The sequence below is a fragment of the Brucella tritici genome (genome assembly GCF_008932295.1).
Lineage (GTDB): Bacteria > Pseudomonadota > Alphaproteobacteria > Rhizobiales > Rhizobiaceae > Brucella > Brucella tritici.
The window spans coordinates 36,523-58,528 of the sequence record NZ_WBWA01000020.1 but is presented as its reverse complement, the minus strand read 5'-3'; the positions used below and the strand labels follow the sequence as shown (position 1 = coordinate 58,528).

Below are 22,006 nucleotides of genomic sequence, written 5' to 3'. Positions count from 1 at the left end.
CACTAAAATGACCGTAACTGTTCGTTTTGCTCCGTCGCCGACGGGCTATATTCATATTGGCAATACGCGCACAGCGCTTTCAAACTGGCTGTTCGCTCAGAAGAACGGCGGCAAGTTCATTCTGCGCTATGACGATACCGATGTTGAACGCTCCCGGGAAGAATATGCTCAGGCAATTGCAGTCGACCTCGACTGGCTCGGTATCAAACCTGATCGTGTCGAATATCAGTCTAAGCGTTTCGATGTCTACGGCAAGGCAGTGGAGAAGCTCAAACAGGCCGGTTTGCTCTATGCCTGTTATGAAACAGCGGATGAGTTGGAGCGCCGTCGCAAGCTGCGTCTCGCGCGTCGTTTGCCGCCGGTATATGGCCGCGAAGGCCTGAAGCTGACCGAAGATGAGAGGGCCGCTTTCGAAGCTGAGGGGCGCAAGCCACACTGGCGTTTCCTGTTGCCCAATTTCGAAACCGATCCATTCGATACCAAGCGCACGGAGGTCCATTGGGACGATCTGGTTCGCGGTCCGCAGACTGTCGATCTGGCATCAATGTCGGATCCGGTGCTGGTGCGTGAGGACGGCACTTATCTCTACACGCTGCCATCGGTAGTGGATGATATAGATCTGGGTGTCACACATATCATTCGTGGCGATGACCATGTGACCAATACCGGCGTGCAGATTGCGATTTTCGAGGCGCTGGGGGCTACCGCTCCAGTTTTTGGACATCACAATTTGCTGACGACAATTTCGGGCGAAGGGCTTTCAAAACGAACCGGCGCTCTGTCTGTCGGTTCACTGCGCGAAGCTGGCTTCGAGCCCATGGCTGTCGCATCGCTGGCGATTCTGATTGGTACATCGGAAAGTGTATCGGCTGCGCCCAGTATGGAAAGCCTGGCCGAACGCTTCGATCTGGCTTCCATATCAAAGTCATCGGCAAAGTTTGATCCTGCGGAACTGGATACGCTCAATCGTGCCCTTCTGCACGAGATGCCGTTTTCAGAAGCCCAGTCACGTCTGGCGGACATGGGTATTTCCGGCGCGAAGGCTGAACCCTTCTGGCTGGCAGTACGAGGAAACCTCGACCGCTTCAAGGATGCCGGGCATTGGTGGTCTATCGTTGATGGCAACTTGCCAGAAATGCCGGACTTGTCAGAAGAGGATCGTGCTTTCCTGAAAGAGGCTTTTGCTCTGTTGCCGTCAGCTCCATGGGATCATCAAACCTGGAAAGTCTGGACTGATGCGGTGAAGGCTGCAACGGGGCGCAAGGGCAAGAACCTTTTCATGCCCTTGCGCCTAGCGCTTACGGGGCAGGCGCATGGTCCGGAACTGGCCGACTTGCTGGTGCTGATTGGTCCGGAAAAAACTCTGAGCCGACAACCCTGACATTTGCGTTCGCCGTATAGGGGCGTTCCACAGGCGGGGTTATTTTGGCAGGCGCGACGTAGGCCGGTGTAGTATTCGAGGACTGCACCGCCGCAGATGACGTGTAATCGACTTTTTCCACTTCGACAGGAGCAGGTGTTTCATAGGCAGGCAAAGTGATGGTGCTACTCATCTCGGCGCGCGCCTTGGCTGTTGCTTTGAATTTCTGCTGCGGAATGTGGACCGTTTTCAATTGAGGCTTCTTAGGCGATGCGACCCAGGACGCCTTGCAGGATTTTACGTGTTTGGATGGTGACGCACGTCCGGCAAGCGCCATGTTCAGTTCATTAAGGCGTTCGCGCAAAGTCTGTGTTTCAGCTACCAGTCGATCTGTTCTGGTCAGCAATTTTGTACACTGCACTGATTTGACAGCAGAGGTAAACAAGCTGCCCACGCAACGATCCTGAGATGAGGTCTTTCTCAAGCGGGAAAGCTCTGCTTCCTTGCGATCAAGAGCTGATTGGGTGACGAGATGCTGTTTCTTAAGCTGCTTTTGTTCGAGAGGCGTGCACAATTTCGTGGGTGGTATAGTTGTACAGCCAGCCAGCACTCCAGACAGTAGCAGGATTGCTGAGTAAAAAATTGCTCTATTAGAATTAATTGAAATAATAGACATGATAACCTCGATATCGATGCTGGCGTTATCATGTTTGAAAAATATAGTAAATTAAATACTAACGGCGAGTATATTTAAATATACTCGCCGTTCATTAGATTTATATTATATAATTCTAACTTAGTTATTGTTAATTTACTTCTTCCTACGAAGAGCTTCTCCGGATTTCTGCAAGGCTTCGACCACTGCCAGCGCAGTCATATTGACGACACCACGCGAGGTGACCGAAGGCGTCAGAATGTGTGCTGGGCGGGCCGCACCAAGCAAGATCGGACCTACATGCAGTGCATCTGTGACCGTCTTGACCACGTTCAGCGTAATGTTAGCGGCGTCAAGGTTGGGGAAGACAAGAAGATTGGCTTCGCCCTTTAGGCGTGAATTTGGGAACACGCGATCACGCAGTGCCTGCGAGAGAGCGGAATCACCATGCATTTCGCCGTCGGATTCGAGTTCCGGCGCCTTCTCGGCGAGAATTGCTGCGGCTTCGCGCATCTTTTCCGCACTGGCTGATTCTTTCGATCCGAAATTCGAATGCGATACGAGTGCTGCCTTTGGCTCAATTCCAAAGCGGCTGATTTCCTTCGCGGCCAGAATTGCCATTTCAGCGACTTCGTTCGCGCCTGGCTCGACATTGACATAAGTGTCAGTGAGGAAGAGGGCACCGCGCTGTGAAATCAGCAAGCTCAATGCAGAATAGTCACGGATACCTGGAACCTTGCCGATAATCTGGCGTACAACACGGAGGTGGCGTTCGAAGCGACCTTCAAGACCACATATCATGGCGTCCGCTTCGTCACGCATAACGGCGAGAGCGGCAATTGCGGTCGAGTTTGTGCGGACAATGGTACGTGCCGCCTCTGGCGTGACGCCCTGTCTACCGGTGTAGGAAAGATAAAGATCGACATAGTCGCGATAGCGCGGATCGTCTTCGGGATTGATGAGTTCGAAATCAGTTCCCGGGCGAATCTTGAGGCCATAGCGACGCAGGCGGGTTTCAATGACCTGCGGGCGTCCCACGAGGATCGGAGCTGCGACGCGCTCTTCGATCACGACCTGAGCAGCGCGGAGTACGCGTTCATCTTCACCATCCGCATAGATGACGCGTTTCGGCTTTTCCTGGGCACGGGCTGCGGCAAAAACTGGCTTCATGATGAGGCCAGAGCGGAAGACGAAGCGATTCAGACGATCGAGATAGGCTTCCATATCTTCGATCGGACGCGTGGCTACACCTGTTTCCATCGCGGCCTTGGCAACTGCCGGGGCTATACGCAGAATCAGGCGCTGATCGAACGGCGACGGAATAATGTAGTCCGGTCCGAAAGTCGGCGTGTCACCGGAATATGCGCGTGCAGCAACATCTGAAGGCTCTTCGCGGGCAAGCGCGGCAATTGCGCGAACAGCCGCCAGCTTCATTTCTTCGTTAATTGCAGTCGCACCGACATCAAGCGCGCCGCGGAAGATATAAGGGAAGCAAAGGACGTTGTTGACCTGGTTCGGATAGTCCGAACGTCCGGTGCAGATCATGGCATCGGCGCGGGCCGCACGAGCCTCTTCCGGCATGATTTCCGGCTTCGGGTTGGCGAGCGCCATGATCAACGGCTTTTCTGCCATCTGCTTCAGAAGCTCAGGCTTCAGCACGCCGGCAGCCGAAAGGCCGAGGAAGACGTCAGCGCCGCCGATGACATCGGCCAGAACACGTGCGTCGGTCTTCTGTGCGTAAACTTCCTTCCAGCGATCCATCAGCGTGTTACGCCCTTCGTAGACAACGCCTTCGAGATCGCAGACCCAGATGTTTTCGCGCTTTGCACCGAGATTGACGAGCAGATTGAGGCACGCAAGAGCTGCAGCACCAGCGCCGGATGTAACAACCTTGGCGTCGCTGATCTTTTTTCCGGCAAGTTCCAGACCGTTCAATACCGCCGCTGCGACAATGATCGCCGTGCCGTGCTGGTCATCATGGAAGACAGGAATGTTCATCTTAGCGCGAAGCTGTTCTTCAACCTCGAAGCATTCAGGCGCCTTGATATCCTCAAGATTGATGCCGCCGAAAGTCGGTTCCAAAGCAGCAACAACATCAACAATGCGGCCGATCTCATGCGCATCGATTTCGATGTCGAACACGTCGATGTCTGCAAATTTCTTGAAAAGGACGGCCTTACCTTCCATGACCGGCTTGGAAGCAAGGGCGCCAATATTGCCAAGGCCGAGAACCGCAGTGCCGTTTGACACGACGGCAACGAGATTGCCGCGGGCAGTATATTCGGCGGCAGTTGCCGGGTCTTCGTGGATTGCGAGGCAGGGAGCGGCCACGCCAGGCGAATAAGCCAACGCCAGATCTCGCTGGTTGCCAAGCGGCTTTGTCGCCTGAATTTCCAGCTTTCCGGGCTTCGGATAACGGTGGAAGAACAGAGCTGCTTCATCGAAATCCGAACGGGAAGTGGAAGGTGTTTTCTTGGTCATGGTCGCATCGCTTTCCAAAATCTTTCGTGCAGGGCAAAAGCCCACTTGCACGTGGAGGGCGCGGTGATCGCATACAGTTTCTGCACGCTGCTTCCGCACACTGGGCCGTTATTGTTCTTAGTCTATCGGCTCAAATCTCAGTAGGCCCGTTTTCGAGAATGAGTTTTTCCAAATTTGCAGATCTATCGTTTGGTGCTGTTAAAACGCACTCTGATACGCACCGCCGTCGATAACGAGATTCTGCCCGGTAATGAACCCGGAATGTTCCGAGCAAAGGAAGGCGCAAGCCTGGCCAAATTCCTTTGGTTGGCCGATTCTTCCTGCAGGAATCGCCGATGCCCGCTTTGCAGCTTCTGCACCAGGTGTCGTGCCGTTTTTCTGGGCCGAGAATGCAAAGCCGCTACGAAGGCGATCCGTGTCGAAGGCGCCTGGAAGGATATTGTTGATCGTCACATTGGAGGCTGCAACCGTGCGGGCGACGCCAGCCAGAAACGCAGTCAAACCGGCACGAGCCCCGGAGGAGAGATCAAGGCCGGGAATAGGAGCGTAGACCGACGTTGACGTGATATTGACGATACGACCGAAACGGCGCTCCACCATCCCGTCGATCACGGCTTTGATCAGCTCGATGGGGGTAACCATATTCTGCGTCACTCCCTGCAGGATTGCGTCGCGATCAAGAAGGCGGAAATCCTTGAAGGCGGGGCCACCATTATTATTGACGAGAATGTCCGGCGCAGGACAGGCAGAGAGCAGTTTTTCCTGTCCTCCAGCAGTTGATACGTCGGCAGCCACTGCATCGACTTTTACACCAAATGTTTGGCGAATTGTCTTCGCTGTTTCCGCGAGGATTTCTTCATTTCGTCCATTGAGAATCAGATCGCACCCGGCTTCGGCAAGCGCTTCCGCGCAAGCCCGTCCAAGTCCCTTGCTGGAAGCACATACAATCGCCTTTCGACCCTTCAGGCCCAAGTCCACGGCTCGATCCTCATCTTTCGTTCAAGTTCTCAAGACATGCCACCAAGCGAGCGGTTCGATCAACCGGATTCTGGTTCACGGGCGTATATGTCCACTTTTTACGGGCAGAAAATGCTGTCCTTGAGAACAATATTTGGTGAGTGTCGCTATTCAATGGGGGGGAGTGAACTCCGCTCTGGGGCGTATCAGAGATCCGCTATCCGCTTGTTCCAGTGCGTGGGCGAGCCAGCCAGCAATGCGCGCGAGTGCGAAAAGGAACAGCGGCGCATCCGGCGGCAGTTCATAGATTTCTGTCACCGCAGCGAGTGCGAAATCGACATTCGGTTTTTCACCAAGGATGTCCGCAGCACTTCGCTCCAGATCGCGATATAGAGCAGGCAGGTCCAGATGTTCCAGCAACGCGGAAGCACGTATATCACCTGTTTCACGATAAAGCGGATGACCGAACAAATGAAATTGAGTGCCTTGCCTGAGTTGGTCCTTGATGGCCGCTTCCGCACCTATTTGCCGGGCTTGGGCAACAATAGCCGCGGCAACAGTTGCCGCTCGCCCGTGTCGCGGGCCGATCAATGTTGATAACCCGGCGAGAATTGCAGCCGAAAGCGGTGCACCCGTCGATGCCGCAACGCGTGTGGCGAATGCCGATGCATTGAGTTCATGGTCCGCCAGAAGCACCAGAACGCGCCGGATCATATCGCTTGCCTGCGGCTTTTCCCAAGCTGAGGCAATACGTTCATGCAAAGGCTTATCGGATGCAGCAACTCCAAGAACGGTATTATGAAAAAGTTGCAGCAGACCAAAGGCCTCGTGCTGCAGAATTGCCGTAGAGCGTCCGGAACTGGGCAGATCGTTGGTTGCGCGAATGCCAAAAACAGTAAATAACCGTTCCAGAGGTACGGAACTGCTCTGACGGTTGTCCGGATTTGGGGTAGTACTAGAGACGCTGATATTGCCGAAATCCATCTGCCACAGCAAGGCGGCTACTTCTTCCAGTGTCGCTGTTTCTGAGAGTTCAGCAGCGTCGTAACTGCGATAGAGCAGGCGACCATCGATAATGGTCGAGATACCCGAACGCATGATTGGAAGTCCCCAACGAATGGTGTCGGCGGCAACAACGCTATCTCGTTTACGACCGGGGCGCCTGTCAGCCAATCGATGAACGTCCTCCGATCTATAAAGGCTGCGTCTGGGATTGTCGGGTAATGGCTTGGAACGAATGCGACCGCGACTCACATTGGCATAGAGAGTCTGCGGCTTCGTCTGAAGAACGGCGAGGGCTTCTTCCGTTGTCAGCCAGTCCATTATTGCTCCCTACATTGATCGATTTCATCAAGATTGACGTCAACTATACTTGGATTCAATGTCGAAAGGCAAACAAGGAGAATTACAATGAATAGCGGACTCGAAGATGTGATTGCTGCCGAAACCGTGCTGTCTGACGTCGACGGGCTGGCGGGCAAGCTGGTTATTCGCGGTCGGTCGCTGGACGATCTGGTCCCGCACAGTAGCGTCGAAGATGGAATAGAACTTCTTTGGGACGGTTTTTTCACTGACCTTCCCAAAGGGGAGGAGCTTCAGAAAGCGCTAGGCGAGGCGCGCGTGCAGGTATTTCATCATACGGACGCGCTTGACGATAGCTTGATGGAAATGTCACCCATAGAAGCGCTTCGCGCATTGATGGCCCGCATCCCCGACGACGATGATCTGACTGCAGCACTGCATTTGATGGCGGCACCGGCGGTCTTCACGACCGCCATTCTACGAGGGCAAAAGGGACGGCTTCCAATTCGTCCTGATCCTACGCTTCCCCATAGTGCGGACATTCTTCGTATGATGAATGCTGGAATGCCTGCCGAAGCAGAAATTGCCGGGCTGAACACTTATCTTATGACCGTTTCCGATCATGGATTGAATGCATCGACTTTCGCTGCTCGTGTTGTGGCATCGACGCGGGCCGGATTGACCTCTTCTCTGCTCGCTGCAATCAGCGCTTTGAAAGGGCCGTTGCATGGCGGTGCGCCAGGCCCTGTTCTCGATATGCTGGATGCAATAGGCAGACCCGACAACGCAGAACGGTGGCTGGAATCGGCTGTTGCTGATGGGGAAAGGCTGATGGGATTCGGTCATCGAATTTATCGCGTACGCGACCCGCGCGCTGATGCCTTGAAAGCCGCATTGAAGCATATTGAAGTGCTTGAGCATGAACGTGGGAAACCTCGCGTTGAACTGGCTGAGGCCGTCGAAAAAGCCGCCATCGCGATTCTTAAACGCCACAAGCCGGACCGCTCTCTCGAAACAAATGTCGAGTTCTATACCGCTCTGTTGCTTGAGCAACTCGGTTTCCCGCGTGAGGCGTTTACCTGTGTCTTCGCGATGGGAAGAACTATGGGTTGGGTAGCGCATTGTCGTGAACAGATAGCAGCGAACAAGCTCATTCGCCCGCAATCGCGCTATGTGGGCCCAAAGGTAAGACTAGTCGCTTAAGAGGATCACGAAATGAAGCGCGGAAGCTTGTTTTCCGTGCTTCAAAACAAGCCGTCATATCTTTGTGATATGAATCGGGTTTTCTGCGCTCAGATCAGGTTGCCATTGAAGGGGACAACCAAATGAGCACCGACGCTCCACAGCCCAGAAAACTCCGAACTCTTTTTATTTCGGATGTGCATCTCGGTTCAAAGGCCGCTCAGGCCGAACTGCTTCTGGATTTTCTTCGTTATCATGAAGCCGAGACGATCTACCTCGTCGGCGATATTGTCGATGGCTGGCGTCTGCGGCGTAATTGGCATTGGCCGCAGGAACACAATGATGTGGTCCAGAAGCTGCTCCGCAAGAGTCGCAAGGGCGCCAATATCATCTATATCGCCGGGAATCATGACGAATTCCTGCGAAATTTCCAGGGGACGCATTTCGGCGGCATCGAAGTGATGAACCGGGCAATCCATGAGACGGCAGACGGTCGCAAGTTTCTTGTTATCCATGGCGATCAGTTCGATGTGGTGGTGCGCAATGCACGCTTCATCGCCTATCTGGGCGATTGGGCATATGACACGGCGATCTGGATAAATACGATTATGAGCCGTGTCCGTTCGCTTTTTGGCCTGCGCTACTGGTCGTTTTCAGCCTGGGCTAAATTCCGCGTCAAAAAGGCGGTCAATTTCATTGGTCAGTTCGAGAATGTGGTTTCTGAAGAAGCGCAGCGTATCGGGGTCGACGGCGTTATCTGCGGTCATATCCATCATGCCACGATCGAGAGCATGAATGGCGTCGAATACATCAATACAGGCGACTGGGTGGAAAGCTGCACGGCTGTGATCGAACATTTCGATGGTCGGATGGAACTCATCGAATGGACTGAACGGCGCGATCGCCGCCAGACGGCAGGGATCGTCAATTCGGATAGTGAAGACCATGACGAGGGCAGGGTCATTCAGCTTCCGCGACCCGTTCGTGAGTTGGTGAATTTGCGCCGATGAAGAAAATCGTCATCGTCACCGACGCCTGGCATCCTCAAGTCAACGGCGTCGTGCGCACGCTGACCAAATGCCGTGACTTGATGATCGAACGTGGATACGACGTCACTGTCATATCCCCGCTAGACTACAGATCGATCCCCTGTCCGACCTATCCGGAGATCCGGCTTGCGCTCATCGCACCAGGTGCGCTTAGGCGACGTCTGAGGTCCTTGCAGCCGGATTATGTGCACATCGCAACAGAAGGACCTCTGGGTTTCATGGCGCGGCGTGCTTGCCTGAAAATGAGCTGGTCATTCACGACAAGCTTTCACACTCGGTTCCCCGAGTACCTGCAAGAGCGCTTTCCTATACCGCCGAGCTGGACCTACGCATTCCTGCGTCGTTTCCATAATGCGGCTCAGCATACGTTGGTGCCGACCCAATCCATTCTGGATGATCTCAAGGCGCGAGGTTTTACGCGACTGGACCTGTGGACGCGTGGGGTCGACCGAACGCTGTTTTATCCTCGGACGGAAGTGGTGAGGGACCTGCCGCGACCAATTTTCATCTGTGTGGGTCGAGTCGCCACCGAAAAGAACCTGCCAGCGTTTCTCGAACTTGATCTTCCCGGCACAAAACTGATCGTCGGCGACGGTCCATCCCTCAATGAATTGCAGACGCGATTTCCAGAAGCGGTGTTCGTTGGAAAACGGGAAGGCGAGGCGTTGGCAAAAACTTATGCTGCCGCAGATGTGTTTGTTTTCCCAAGCCGGACAGACACGTTTGGTCTTGTTTTGCTGGAAGCGATAGCGTCCGGCCTGCCAGTCGCGGCCTATCCGGTGCCCGGTTCACGGGATGTCGTGGGAGCAACAGGTGCCGGTGTTCTTTCCGAAAATCTTGGGGAGGCATGTCTGGCGGCGCTGGAAATGCAGCCGTTTGAGCCTGCGCAAGTACTCAAACAATTCACCTGGGATTCTTGTGCCGATATTTTTGAAGATGCTCTCGCTCCGATCAATGGCACCGCGAGCGAGAGTTATCAACAGGTGGATCAGCCCCAGACGGTGGCTTCGGGCGGATAGACCAGTGCGCCTTCATAGCGCAACCCCGGATCACGATCATGGGCGAGAAGCAATGGTCCATCAAGATCGACCACATTGGCTTTCTGGGCGAGCAAGACCGCCGGCGCCATCCCAAGGGACGTGCCGACCATGCAGCCGACCATGATCTGAAGGCCGAGGTCTATTGCCTTGTCCCGCATGATGAGACCTTCGGTCAGCCCACCTGCTTTATCGAGCTTGATGTTTACAGCGTCGTAGCGTTCGGCCAGCTTCTCAAGGCCGATGGATGTATGGACACTTTCATCGGCGCAGATGATGACTGGGCGTTCGATCTCGCTAAGAATATGATCATTGTCTGCTGGCAGGGGCTGTTCGATAAGAACGACGCCTGCTTCGGCTGCGGCACGCATGTTCTCGGCGATGTTGTCTGCCGTCCAGCCTTCGTTTGCATCGATGATGATGCGGCTGTTCGGAGCTGCCTTTGTGACCGCCTGGATTTTCTCGATATCGTTCTCGCCGCCCATCTTCACTTTTATCAGAGGATAGTGAGCCACCTTTGCCGCCGATTCCGCCATTTCGACAGGTGTACCGAGCGAGACGGTAATAGCGGTTTCAAGAGGACGGGGCGAGGTGCCGAGCATTTCAGCAACGCTTCTGCCCGACGTCTTGGCTTCGAGGTCCCATAAGGCACAATCGACCGCATTGCGGGCAGCTCCGGCTGGCATCAAAGCCTGGATATCCTGTCGCGTGGCGCCACCTTCAATAGCAGTACGGGTGGCTTCAATCTGGGCGCTCACGCTTTCAATGCTTTCGCCGTAACGCGCATAAGGAACGCATTCGCCGCGCCCCTTATGGAGGCCGTTGCCAATCACACACACAACAACAGCGGCTTCCGTCTTGGAGCCTCTGGAGATTGTGAATCTTCCGGCGATGGGATAGCGTTCGACAATGATATTCAAGGTATTGTGCATAGATATGCCCTCTGGGACGCAGTATTTCGGTCGTTCAACGACTCGTATATGAGGTAGGCCATGTTGACCGACACTGCCGACAAAGCAAGAGCTACCGATAATCCTGCGCCGAAGATTGATCTGACGGAGCAGGACGGTGCACGCCATATTCGGCTGAGCGGTCGCTGGGTGTCGCAGAGTGTCAATCTTGTCGACGACAAGATGCGTGACCTTGAGAAAGCGGACGCGCACAAAGCGACAGTTATTGATGTTTCTGGCGTATCCGGTCTTGATACGGCGGGTGCCTGGCTGATTGAACGCTTGCGGCAGCGGCTTGTTGCAAAGAGCGCAGACGCGCAGCTTGAAGGCGTGCGTCAATCCTGGCTTCCTCTGATGGAGGAAGTGAGGCAGGCTGTCGAGCGCACTCTGGATATTCCACGCCAGAAAAAGCCGTTCTTTTTCGTTTCGTTTCTGTCCGCGCTTGGCGGTGGCGTTATCTCTATGGGTAACGACTTCAAGATGGCCATGCATATCCTTGGGGCGACGATCCGTGGAGCCCAGCTGAAATATGGACGCGGGAGCGGCATTCCCATTGCTGCCATCGTTACGCAGATGGATCGCATGGGCGTCGGCGCGATTCCCATCATCATTCTGATGTCGACGATCGTTGGCGCGATCATCGCCCAGCAGGGCGCATTTCAGTTGCGCTATTTCGGTGCTGAAATCTTTGTCGTCGATCTGGTCGGCATTCTGGTGCTGCGTGAACTTGGAGTTCTTCTGACAGCCATCATGATCGCCGGTCGTTCTGGCAGTGCGATCACAGCCGAAATCGGTTCCATGAAAATGCGCGAGGAGACGGATGCCCTGACGGTTATCGGCCTCAATCCGGTGGGCGTTCTGGTCTTTCCCCGTCTGGTAGCGCTGGTTGTAGTGCTGCCATTGCTGACTATCATTTCCGACCTGGCAGCGCTGGTCGGGGCAGGTGGCGTCGCCTGGTTCTATTCCAATATTTCGCCGGATGCTTTCATCAGCCGCCTGCATGATGCGGTTGCTTTGAACACTTATTTTGCTGGTCTTATCAAGGCTCCGTTCATGGCCATGATTATCGGAATTCTCGCCTCGGTAGAGGGTATGAAGGTCGGTGGCAGTGCAGAATCACTGGGTCGCCGTGTCACTGCTTCCGTTGTGAAGGCAATTTTTGTGGTTATTGTCGTGGATGGTTTGTTCGCAATGTTCTATGCGGCAATTAATTTTTAGAAACGACTTATGTTCTTTGTTTTTAATGGGTTCTTTGAGACACAGTTGCACAGAAAATTGACCCCTCAATCGTGTTCAGCGGTTCAGTCCGAAGCCAAGCTCGGTTAAAGAATGGTTATGAAGAACGGCATCGACCACCGGTCGCAACCGCAGGACGAAGATAATCGCCAGACGGCCGTACCGATGATCTCGGTGCGCGACGTGACGGTTTCGTTTGGGCGTCAGACCGTACTCGACAAGTTGTCGCTTGAGATTTACCAGGGTGAGGTTCTGGGCTTCATCGGCCCTTCCGGATCCGGCAAATCCGTGCTGATGCGGACCATTCTCGGCCTCAACAAGAAACAGTCGGGTGAGATCGAGATTCTCGGTCGCAATATCGATAAGCTGAATGAGCTGGAAAAAATGTCCATCGACATGCGTATGGGCGTCTTGTTCCAGCACGGGGCGCTGTTTTCGGCACTGAATGTTCTTGAAAATATTCAGGTCCCTATGCGCGAATATCTCGATCTGTCACCGAAACTGATGGACGAGCTGGCGCGCCTTAAAATCGATCTTGTCGGTTTGAAGCCTGATACGGCAGAAAAGTTTCCGTCAGAACTTTCCGGCGGCATGATCAAGCGTGCCGCGCTCGCGCGTGCTCTGGCACTGGACCCGGATATTCTGTTTCTTGATGAGCCGACGTCGGGTCTCGATCCTATTGGTGCTGCAGAGTTTGACGACCTGATTGCCAATCTGCGGGATACGATGGGTCTGACCGTCTATATGGTCACTCATGATCTCGATAGTCTTTTTGCAATTTGCGACCGGATTGCTGTTCTTGGAAACAAGAAGGTACTCGTCAGCGGTACTATTGAAGACATGCTGACGGTAGACGATCCGTGGGTTAAATCCTATTTTCGGGGCAAGCGTGCGCGCCAGATTGATCCATCGGCGCCAACGAGACGGCGGCCCGGCAGCCGCTTGCAGACTGGATAAGATATGGAAACTAAAGCCAATTATGTTCTGGTGGGTGTCTTTACGCTGATCGTCAGCCTGTTGGCTTTCGCATTCGTGTTCTGGATTGCCCGTTTTGGGGAAGCGCGCGATTCTCTGGAGCTTGATGTTCGTATCCCGGGTTCCGTTACCGGCCTTTCGATTGGAAGTCAGGTCCTGTTCAACGGCATCAAGGTCGGCGATGTTCGGGCGTTGCATCTCGATGAGACCAATCCAGAAATGGTGATCGTCAAAACGCGCGTTAACGCGACGACGCCTATTACCCGCTCAACCGCAGCAACCCTTGGTTTTCAGGGGCTGACGGGGCAGGCTTATATCGAACTTAAGGGCGGTCGCCTCGATGAGCCTAATCTTCTGACCGAGGCTGCGAAAGAAGATACTGTTGCCCGTATTGATGCCGACCCGTCAGCCGTCAACAATCTTCTTGCCACCGCGCAGGATATCGCTGCACGCGCAAATTCGGTGCTCGGTCAACTGGAAGGCTTCGTGAAGGATGCTCGTGGACCACTGACGGATACAATCAATAACACGAAGACTTTTACAGACGCACTCGCGCAGAATGCCAATATCATTCAGGAGCTTGGCGAGAACACCGGAAACATCAACCAGATCGTCACTGACGCAAAAGACATGATGGCTCGCTTGAACGCGGCTTCCGTTCGCGTCGATGACATTCTGGCTAAGACGGACAAGCTCTTGTCGAGTGATGACAAGGATGGGGTTGTTGCACAAGCAAAGGCAACGCTGGAATCCATCCGCCAAACGTCTGACAACCTCGACAAGCGTTTGGGGCCGATTGCAGACAATCTGCAGCGGTTTTCCGGACAAGGATTGCGTGATGTGCAGTCCGTCGTCGTGGACAGCCGTCGTTCCATACAGCGCATAGAACAGGCAATTACTGATCTTGAGCGCAATCCCCAGCGCCTGATCTTCGGCGGTCAGGGGAATGTACCGAAATATGACGGGAGGACACGCCATTGATTTCCAGAGTCAGTCATATTGAGATGAGATCACCTCGCGCCGCTCGTCGCACAGTTCCTGTTCTTATTGGCCTGCTCCTTGCTGGCTGCGGGACGACAACACCGCTTGACACGTTCAATCTGTCGGCACCGCAACCTGGCATATCTTCGCCAAGCCGTAAGAGCACACAGTTGCTGGTTCCGACACCAACGGCCCTAAAGGCGCTCGATAGCGAGAATATCGTCGTCAGCTCTGCACCTGGCTCCATTGAATATCTGAAGGGCGCCCAATGGGGCGACAGGCTGACGAATATCGTGCAGTCACGTCTGGTTCAGGCTTATGAAAATACGGGCGTGTTTGGCGGAATTGGTCGTCCGGGAGATGGGCTGGCGATCAATTATCAGATCCTGACTGATTTGCGTATGTTCGGAATTCAGGCCTATGCGTCGCCTAAGCTCGCCGTGGTTGAACTGGCCGTCAAGCTGATGAACGACAAGAATGGTGAAGTCCGTGCAACCCGTGTGTTCCGTACGGCTATTCCTGTGAGCGGTGCAACAAATGCAGCCTATGTGAAGGCGCTCGATGCGGCCTTTGAACGGACTGCAAGCGAGATCGTAAGCTGGACAGTGACAGCGCTTTAAACCGAGGCAAGATAAGAATAATAAAAAGGTCGGCGTGTTGCGCCGACCTTTTTTCTTGAACGGAACCAACCGTTGTAATCTCTGCCAGACGAACAAAAACGCGGCCCGAAGGCCGCATTTTCTTTGAGTTCTGGTCTTAGCGAAGGCGACCGCTTGCGTGGGCAAGCATGGTGTAGACCTTGCCAGTGTCCGAGGTGAGGTAAGTCCGCGTCACCATGTTGTCACGGTCGTTGCGAGCTACATCTTCAAGCAGACGCTGGAAGTCGTCCATATAGCGGTCAACGGCGCGGCGGAATTCACCATCCGTCTGGTACTTACGCTTGATATCGTCAAAGGTCTGCTGACCCTTCAGCGTATAGAGACGGCGAGTAAAGACGTTACGCTCACCGCGGCGATAACGGTCCCAAAGTTCTACCGAAGCTTCGTGGTCGATAGCGCGGGCGATATCAACCGAAAGCGAATTCAGCGATTCAACGACATGGCTTGGCGAACGAGGCGTCGCGGCCGGCTGAGCCTTTGGCTGTGCTGCTTCTTCTTCCTCACGGGAAGCGCGAGCGAGAAGATCTGAGACCCATCCACGTGGCTTTTCTTCTTGCGTGGCTGTCGGAGCCAGCTGAATTTTCGGCGCATCATAGGCGCGCTGGCGGATTGCAACATCTGCCTGTGCTACCGGCGCCTGAACCGGAGCTGGGCGAGGTGCTACCGGTGCCGGGCGCGAAACCGGACGATCTGCACGGCTTTCGCCGACATCGACCAGACGACCGGATTTGTTGACGATTTCAGCCAATTCCTTGAGCGCGTTGATCTGCTCGCTAACAGCCTTGCGCATCGCAGTCGTGGTTTCCTTGGCTTCGGCAGGCATGTCGAGAACGCCGCGCTTCAGTTCGCCACGGGTCGTGTTGAGCTCGTTGCGGATTTCGCTTGCCGTGCGACGGATATCGTCGGTTGCCGCAGAGAATTTCAGTGCAGCCTGCTCGACGATTTCCGAAACGCTTTCGCGCATCTTTTCGGCAGACGAACGGGTCTGGCCTTCGGCGCGCTGGAATGCAGAAGACACCAGCTCTTCGAAGGACTGCATCAGCTTTTCTACGCCTTCCGACTTCTCGACCAGACCGGATGCCAGCTTGTCGAGTGCCTGATGGCGATCTTCAAGCGTGCTGACAAGGCCGTTCTGGGCTGTGTTGATCATGTCAGAAGCCGAAGAGAGAACCTTTCCATGCTCTTCGAAGCGGTCGGCGATGTCTGCAATCTGCGACAGCGTGCTGTCGGAGATGGCACGCAAGGTGCCGATATTGCCGTCTATCAGACCGGTGGAAGCCTGGAACATCTGTGCCGCGCGATTGGTGTTCTCAACAAAGCTCGACGTTGTGTCGACAAGGCGACCGTCGATATCGGTGAGATTGCGTGTTGCAGCATCTATCAGCTTGCCCAGTTCACCGTTTGACATAGCAAGGCGGTCGATCAGTTCGCTGACATTGTCGGAAAGACCGGCCTTGGCCTGCTGAACGGCGGCAATCGTTTCCGCTGTGCGGCTTGCAAGGGCATTGACCAGAGCGGCATTTTCCGAACGAAGCCTATCGGTTGCAGCGTGGGTTGCTTCTTCAAGCTGCTGTGCAAGTCCACGACCGCTATCAGCAAGCCGCTGTACAAGCGGTTCCGCCGTATCGTTGAGAATCTTGGTGATTTCCTGAGAGCGGGCAGCGAGAACGGCGTTGAGTTCGCGCGTACGTTCTTCCAGCGTAACCGCCGTCGTGTCGGTTACCTGTGCGATACGTGCCTCGACGGAGCCGAGTTCCATCGTGATGCGCGAACCGATGTCACCGAGACGGGTTGCAATCGCATCTGCGCGTTCTGCAAGGCGCGTTTCGGTACCGGCGAGATTGTCGGCAACGCTGGCTGAGAAGGATTCGCTATGACCGGCAAGTGTTTCGCTCGTCTTGGATGCCGTATCTGCGATCCGGGCCTCAATCGAGCTAAGTTCGCCGGTGAGGCGGCTTTCGATTGCTTCAAGACCGCTGGCGATGGCGCTGGCGCGTTCGTTGAGGCGTGTTTCGGTGCCAGCCAGATTGTCGGCAACGCTCGCAGCAAAGGCTTCGCTATGGCCAGCAAGTGTTTCGCTCGTCCTGCTTGCCGTGTTCGCAATGCGGGCTTCGATCGAGCCGAGCTCGCCGGTAAGGCGGCTTTCGATCTCGCCAAGACGACCGGCAATCGCATCGGCGCGGTCGCCGAGACGGGCCTCAGTGCCAGACAGGTTGTCGATCAGGCGGGCGCTGAATGCTTCGCCGAAACCGTCCAGCGCTTCACCAGCCTTCGCTGCTTCAGCGGAAAGCGTGCTCGCGGCTTCACCAATCTTCTCACGCAGCGTGCCAGCAACAATGCCAGCGCTCTGTTCGAGCGCACGACGAACATTGTCGACGCCGATGGTGAGCGCTTTTTCCATCGTCTGTGTGCGTTCTTCGATAATGCCTGTCTGGCCTTCGAAAGCGCGGCTGATGGTCGAGCTGCTGTCGGCAATTGCATTGTGCAGGTTGGTTGTGCGCTGTTCCAGAATGTCGCTGTGATCCTGCAGCGTCTGGCTCAGTGATGCTGTGCTGTCGCTCAAAGTCGAGCGGATTTCGGTAGCACGGGTTTCAATAGTGCGTTCGTGTCCGTCCAGAATGCCGGAGAGGGCATTGTTGTGATCGTTCAGGACAGTGTGGAGGCCACTCGTGCGCTCTTCGACCTGACGGACGTGTTCGCCAAGGGCGGCGACGAATGCGTCGCGACCAGCACCAATGGATTCATTCATGCTGCTTGCGCGTTCATCGAGAATGCGTGCGAGCGTGTCCTGATTATCAGCGATAAGCGCCTGCAGCGAATTCACGCGTTCATCGAAGGTGCGGGCAAGCACTTCACGGTTTTCGTTGAAGTTATCGCGCATTGCAGCAGCACGCTCATCCATCAGTTGAGCAAGCATGGCCTGATTGCCAGCGATGACGCCGTGAAGCGTGGTCGCTCGTTCTTCCAGAGAGCGGGCGTGGTCTGCAAAGCTCGTATCGAGCAATGCTGAGTGGCTTTCCATCGTCTGGCGCAGTGCGTTTGTCCGCTCTTCCAGAATTGCCGCATGATTGTCGGCAACCGAGTTGAGGGTAGAGGCACTGGCATTGACCGCATTTTCGATGTCGCTCGTGCGTGCAGCAAGCGTATCGGCATGGCCGCGGATGACAGAGGAAACGCGTTCCGTTTCGCCTTCCAGTGACGCAGCAAGTACGTCGCGGCTTTCAGCAAGCTTGCCTGCAAAGGCATTGGCCTTTTCGCCGAGAATATTGCCAACGCTTTCACCGATAGAGGTCAGATCTTCGCCGATCTTCGTCTTGGTTTCGTCAATCATCGTGCTCAGAGACGTACGACCGCTGGAGAAGGTTTCCGCGATTTCACGAGTACGCGCGATGAGGTTTTCGTTGATCTGGCGCGAACGGGTTTCGAGCGCTGCATTGAGCTTTTCAGTGCTGCTGTCGAGGGCATGCGCGCGCGCTTCGAACTCGGATAGAAGCGACCGGCCACGCTCGGAAAGGGTGCTTTCGAGGTTGGCAAGACGCGTGTCGAATTCGCTGACCATGGACTGCGTTGCACCGCCCAGCAGATTGGCAATGCCGGTTGTGCGTTCGTCCAGAGCTTCCGTCAGGCGGTCCGATACTGTGCGCGACTGCTCATCCAGTGTTGCAATGCGTGTATCGAGCAGATTTGCGAAGGCTTCACCCGAAGTCGTGATGCGTGAGCCAATGTCGCCGGTACGGGTTTCGATGGCTTCGGCAATGGCGCCGCCGCTTTCGTTGATGCTGCCGATCAGGCGCTCGCCGGATTCACCGAGCAGGGTGCTCAACTGCTGCGATGCAGAGAGAACATTGTCGCGGATGATGTTGGAAGCACTCGAAAGTTCTTCCTTAAGCTGTTCATGCGCTCCAGAGATCGATGAACGCACACGCTCGGCATGGCTGACAACCGCTTCGCGTTCGTTACCGAGATCGCTAACGAGCGAACGGATACGAACTTCATTGTCGCTATAGGCGCGTTCAAGCTGATTGACTTCCGACTGAACGAGCGTTTCCAACTCGACGGCCCGCGCCAAAGTGCGTTCGATGCCTTCGTTCATGGCGGCGACTTCGCGGCGCACAGCCTGTCCAAGGGTCGAAACGCGATCACCGGATACAGCTTCCGGCTGGAGCAGCCGCATGGCAGCTTCCGACATGCTGCGCGCTGCCGTATGCATTTCCTGCGCACGCTTCACGAGTTGCGCGAAACCCCAGAACATTGCGACTGGCAGTGCAACGCCTGCGACGACGCCGAGACCGGCAGGTGAAGTGAAGAAATCCTTGGTGGCCTGCAAGGTCGAGAAGACATCGGGATTGATGGCCTTGCTCAGTGCAACGCCGCCAGCGGCCCATAGCACGCTGATTGCAGTTGTGGTCCAGAAAAGCTTCGAGGAGTTTTCGGTCGCGCGGCGCGGAGCGGCGATAATCGCTTTTTCACTGCGGGAATCATCGTTTGCCGGCGTGAAGGTAGGGGATGCAACGTTGGCGGCGGTCGCAACAGGCGCAGCGGCAACAGGCTTGCTGACAACAGGTTCAGGTGCAGGCGTTGCGACCTTCGATGTGTTGGCAGGCTTGTGCTGAACGCTGACTGTAGCTTGCGAAACTGGTCCGGCAGCTTTTACGACCGGCGGGACCGGAGGCGCTGCAGGCGTTGCAATCACTGAAGCAGTGGTAATGGTGGCTACTTTTGCAGCAGTTTCGACAGGAGAGACGGCAGTCGGCTCGACTGTTTTGGTCTTCTGTTCGGCAACCAGCTCTTCAGCAGCGCGCGAAATCTGCTCTTCCAGATCATCGACTGAGAAGCCATCATCGAATGCACTCAAGTCCATATCGATATCAAGATCGTCACCGAAATCGATATCGAGTGCCTGTTCCAGTGCCTTTTCAACCTCAAGGTCGAGCTTCTGTGCCTTGGATTTGGAAGCCATTGTTTGCCTACCTCGTACTCATTACTGCGACGGCCGGACCATAAAAAGGCCGTTACAAAACTTTCTCCGCCATTTTGCATCGTATCGGCTCGGGCTTGTTAAGGAAATAGGCGACTTCTGCCGATACCTAAAACTTTAAATACAAGGTTAACGGAACGCGGCTCAATTCATGAAAATTCGACATTTCCGGGCTTTCCACATTTACCAGCAAGTTGTGGAAATCGGCCGAGGCTGTTTCCTTCAACCGACAATACTCTACGAGTTTATTAACAAAAATGCTCGTATAGAGTGTCCTGAGTCGTAATTATCATTTTATAGTTGTATGAGCCGGGAGCGGGATTCTTTCCGTCATTCCTCATTCTCTCTCAGTCACATCATATGATGCACTTTACGCAGACGACAAGGAAGAGTTTTCCGGTTTCGGGCGCAACTGGCAGGTTTGGCAGGTGCCAAGCTCTCAACCGACGCACGGCATATTGGCGCAGTTGCCTGCTTGGGTGCGGTCAAGGTTGAAACTATTTGCAGAACGCCGTATCTGCCATTCCGAGTTTATTTGCGTTTTTCGTCGGGACGGCGACGAACGCCAAAGATGAAGATCGCGCGGAATTTGCGTGTTTCAAGGAATGAAAATGACGAAGATCGTATTCGTATCAGCTGATGGCGCGACACGGACCGAGGTCGAGGCCGATAACGGGTCAAGCGTGATGGAAGCTGCCATTCGCAATGGCATTCCGGGCATCGATGCGGAATGCGGCGGTGCCTGCGCTTGCGCAACCTGCCATGTCTATGTTGATGAAGACTGGAGCGACACTGTCGGTGGCCCCGACGCGATGGAAGAGGATATGCTGGACTTCGCCTATGAAGTTCGCCCTACCTCGCGCCTTTCATGCCAGATCCGGGTGTCGGATGACCTTGAAGGCCTCGTCGTGCAGGTGCCTGAGCGCCAGAACTAAATTGTTGAAGAAATGGTGATGCGATGGGCGTCGAACCGCAGAATGATATTGTCATTATCGGCTGCGGGCCTATCGCACTTTTCTCCGTTTTTCAGCTTGGGCTGTTCGGTTTCCGGTGCCGTCTTATCGATGCAAGTGATCGGCCCGGTGGTCAATGTACAGCGCTCTATGCCGACAAGCCGATTTACGACGTGCCCGGTTTTCCCGAAATCATGGGCGAGGAACTCGTAGAACGGCTTCTCAGGCAGATCGAGCCGTATAATCCCGTTTTTCATTTCAACAAGATCGCGGCCAGCATCGCAGTCGATGACGACGGCGTGGCCGTTGGCATTCGCAATGGTGACAAGCTTAAAGCGCGTGCAGTGGTGATTGCATCCGGTCTTGGTGCGTTCAACGGGGATGGACAGGTCATCCGTCCCGACCCGCTGGCCGAGCTTTCTTTCATTAAGACAGGTAACATGCTGGCTGTGGGTCCCGAGACCTTTAGAACTTCAAGTCCGAAGGTCTACGCTATCGGTGATGCCTGCCACTATCCAGGCAAGCTGAAACTTATTCTGTCAGGGTTTCATGAAGCCGCATTGATGACGCAGGCTATACGCCGCGAATTGCGCTAGTCCAATTGCTTCATTTGGAAGTCTGCTGGGCGCGCTCCATGCGATAGGTCAGCAAGCGCGCAAAGCGGTTTTCGAAATTGATCGTCTCAACCCGGTCAAACCTTTGCTGTTCCTTGTCATGCGCTTCCATAAGGCGTGCAGTGACTTTGTCGATGTCAGTGCGAAGCACAGAACAATCTGTGCGGCTGCGCAGTCCGCGTATTTCCCGTTCCATCTCGCTTGCAAAGCTGCGCGCGATGACGATGTGGCTTTCTTCGTGACGGCGAATGTCCTGCAACAACGTATCCCAGATCAGCGCGAGTTCCGGCGTTGCCTTGCGGCGCTGTTTCCAGCGAGGCAGGGAAACCTTTGCGTGAACGTTCACGTAAACGTCTTGCACTTTGCAGGCTTTTCCAGGCGCGCGGCCATAACGTACCTTGGCATCGAAACGGATTTCGGCGGCGCCTGGGTGATGCTGGCCAGTCTTCTTGAGGAAGGGTCCATTACGGGAAAGAGCCCTGTCGAGGTCTGCTGCCGTTTTGCCGCTTACGGTATAATAGTTGAATTCGCGAAAGATCGCGGCGGCTTCCGCCTGCGGAGCTACGATTGCAAGAATTGCACTGAGAGCCAGAACCTTCTTCCTTAAATTCATGTCCTGGCACCTCTTTCTAAAACC

17 protein-coding genes are annotated in these 22,006 nt (G+C 54.9%); 10 read left to right on the top strand and 7 right to left on the bottom strand.

The window, feature by feature from the left end; genetic code table 11:
- The first annotated feature begins 7 nt into the window (after positions 1 to 7).
- The gene (gene gltX / locus F9K91_RS18260; RefSeq protein WP_151554896.1) at positions 8 to 1,381 is read left to right on the top strand and encodes a glutamate--tRNA ligase; all 1,374 of its coding nucleotides are present in this window, start codon (positions 8 to 10) and stop codon (positions 1,379 to 1,381) included.
- Here the strand turns inward: gltX and F9K91_RS18255 are convergent.
- From F9K91_RS18255 to F9K91_RS18240, 4 genes are all read right to left on the bottom strand, one after another.
- The gene (locus tag F9K91_RS18255; RefSeq protein ID WP_151678384.1) at positions 1,299 to 2,036 is read right to left on the bottom strand and encodes a hypothetical protein; all 738 of its coding nucleotides are present in this window, start codon (positions 2,034 to 2,036) and stop codon (positions 1,299 to 1,301) included. The two genes, gltX and F9K91_RS18255, sit on opposite strands and share 83 nt — an antisense overlap.
- 135 nt (positions 2,037 to 2,171) lie before the next feature.
- Positions 2,172 to 4,496 (bottom strand): NADP-dependent malic enzyme, encoded by a 2,325-nt coding sequence (locus tag F9K91_RS18250; RefSeq protein WP_151678383.1) that lies wholly within the window; start codon positions 4,494 to 4,496, stop codon positions 2,172 to 2,174.
- Between the two features lie 198 nt (positions 4,497 to 4,694).
- A complete protein-coding gene (locus F9K91_RS18245) occupies positions 4,695 to 5,474 on the bottom strand; it encodes an SDR family oxidoreductase (protein ID WP_151554899.1) in 780 nt (259 codons plus the stop codon).
- A 150-nt stretch (positions 5,475 to 5,624) separates the two neighbouring features.
- Entirely contained in the window at positions 5,625 to 6,776 is a 1,152-nt protein-coding gene (locus F9K91_RS18240) for a citrate synthase (protein ID WP_151678382.1), read from the bottom strand.
- Positions 6,777 to 6,863: 87 nt separating this feature from the next.
- Here F9K91_RS18240 and F9K91_RS18235 point away from each other — a divergent pair, with 87 nt between their 5' ends.
- The 3 genes from F9K91_RS18235 (at position 6,864) to F9K91_RS18225 (ending at position 10,005) form a co-directional block, all read left to right on the top strand.
- Positions 6,864 to 7,958, top strand: coding sequence for a citrate synthase/methylcitrate synthase (locus F9K91_RS18235; RefSeq protein WP_151678381.1), 1,095 nt, complete (start codon positions 6,864 to 6,866; stop codon positions 7,956 to 7,958).
- A 122-nt stretch (positions 7,959 to 8,080) separates the two neighbouring features.
- Complete coding sequence (locus F9K91_RS18230) at positions 8,081 to 8,947, top strand: UDP-2,3-diacylglucosamine diphosphatase (RefSeq protein WP_151554902.1); 867 nt, start codon at positions 8,081 to 8,083, stop codon at positions 8,945 to 8,947.
- Positions 8,944 to 10,005, top strand: coding sequence for a glycosyltransferase family 4 protein (locus tag F9K91_RS18225; RefSeq protein ID WP_151554903.1), 1,062 nt, complete (start codon positions 8,944 to 8,946; stop codon positions 10,003 to 10,005). The genes F9K91_RS18230 and F9K91_RS18225 overlap by 4 nt, the downstream gene beginning before the upstream one ends.
- Here F9K91_RS18225 and dgcA read toward each other — a convergent pair.
- The gene (gene dgcA, locus F9K91_RS18220; protein ID WP_151678380.1) at positions 9,975 to 10,955 is read right to left on the bottom strand and encodes an N-acetyl-D-Glu racemase DgcA; all 981 of its coding nucleotides are present in this window, start codon (positions 10,953 to 10,955) and stop codon (positions 9,975 to 9,977) included. The genes F9K91_RS18225 and dgcA overlap by 31 nt on opposite strands.
- 60 nt (positions 10,956 to 11,015) lie before the next feature.
- On the opposite strand from dgcA, the gene F9K91_RS18215 reads away from it, so the two are divergent.
- The 4 genes from F9K91_RS18215 to F9K91_RS18200 all read left to right on the top strand — a co-directional run bounded on the left by F9K91_RS18215 (position 11,016) and on the right by F9K91_RS18200 (position 14,785).
- On the top strand, positions 11,016 to 12,191 hold the full coding sequence (locus F9K91_RS18215) for an ABC transporter permease (RefSeq protein ID WP_151678379.1): 1,176 nt from the start codon (positions 11,016 to 11,018) through the stop codon (positions 12,189 to 12,191).
- Between the two features lie 111 nt (positions 12,192 to 12,302).
- On the top strand, positions 12,303 to 13,166 hold the full coding sequence (locus tag F9K91_RS18210; protein WP_151554906.1) for an ABC transporter ATP-binding protein: 864 nt from the start codon (positions 12,303 to 12,305) through the stop codon (positions 13,164 to 13,166).
- Between the two features lie 3 nt (positions 13,167 to 13,169).
- Positions 13,170 to 14,165 carry an MlaD family protein gene (locus F9K91_RS18205; RefSeq protein WP_061346267.1) on the top strand — a complete coding sequence of 332 codons (996 nt, stop codon included), beginning with the start codon at positions 13,170 to 13,172 and terminating at the stop codon, positions 14,163 to 14,165.
- A gap of 23 nt (positions 14,166 to 14,188) precedes the next feature.
- A complete protein-coding gene (locus F9K91_RS18200) occupies positions 14,189 to 14,785 on the top strand; it encodes an ABC-type transport auxiliary lipoprotein family protein (protein ID WP_407922021.1) in 597 nt (198 codons plus the stop codon).
- A gap of 136 nt (positions 14,786 to 14,921) precedes the next feature.
- Here the strand turns inward: F9K91_RS18200 and F9K91_RS18195 are convergent, their stop codons facing one another.
- On the bottom strand, positions 14,922 to 19,784 hold the full coding sequence (locus tag F9K91_RS18195) for an apolipoprotein A-IV repeat region-like domain-containing protein (RefSeq protein WP_151678378.1): 4,863 nt from the start codon (positions 19,782 to 19,784) through the stop codon (positions 14,922 to 14,924).
- A 629-nt stretch (positions 19,785 to 20,413) separates the two neighbouring features.
- Here F9K91_RS18195 and F9K91_RS18190 point away from each other — a divergent pair.
- Both F9K91_RS18190 and F9K91_RS18185 read left to right on the top strand, forming a co-directional pair.
- Positions 20,414 to 20,737: a 2Fe-2S iron-sulfur cluster-binding protein gene (locus F9K91_RS18190; protein WP_061346270.1), complete on the top strand. Its 324-nt coding sequence runs from the start codon at positions 20,414 to 20,416 to the stop codon at positions 20,735 to 20,737.
- 23 nt (positions 20,738 to 20,760) lie between these two features.
- Positions 20,761 to 21,351: an NAD(P)/FAD-dependent oxidoreductase gene (locus F9K91_RS18185; protein ID WP_151554909.1), complete on the top strand. Its 591-nt coding sequence runs from the start codon at positions 20,761 to 20,763 to the stop codon at positions 21,349 to 21,351.
- 10 nt (positions 21,352 to 21,361) lie between these two features.
- On the opposite strand, the gene F9K91_RS18180 is transcribed toward F9K91_RS18185, so the two are convergent.
- The gene (locus F9K91_RS18180) at positions 21,362 to 21,982 is read right to left on the bottom strand and encodes a DUF922 domain-containing Zn-dependent protease (protein WP_151554910.1); all 621 of its coding nucleotides are present in this window, start codon (positions 21,980 to 21,982) and stop codon (positions 21,362 to 21,364) included.
- Positions 21,983 to 22,006 lie beyond the last annotated feature (24 nt).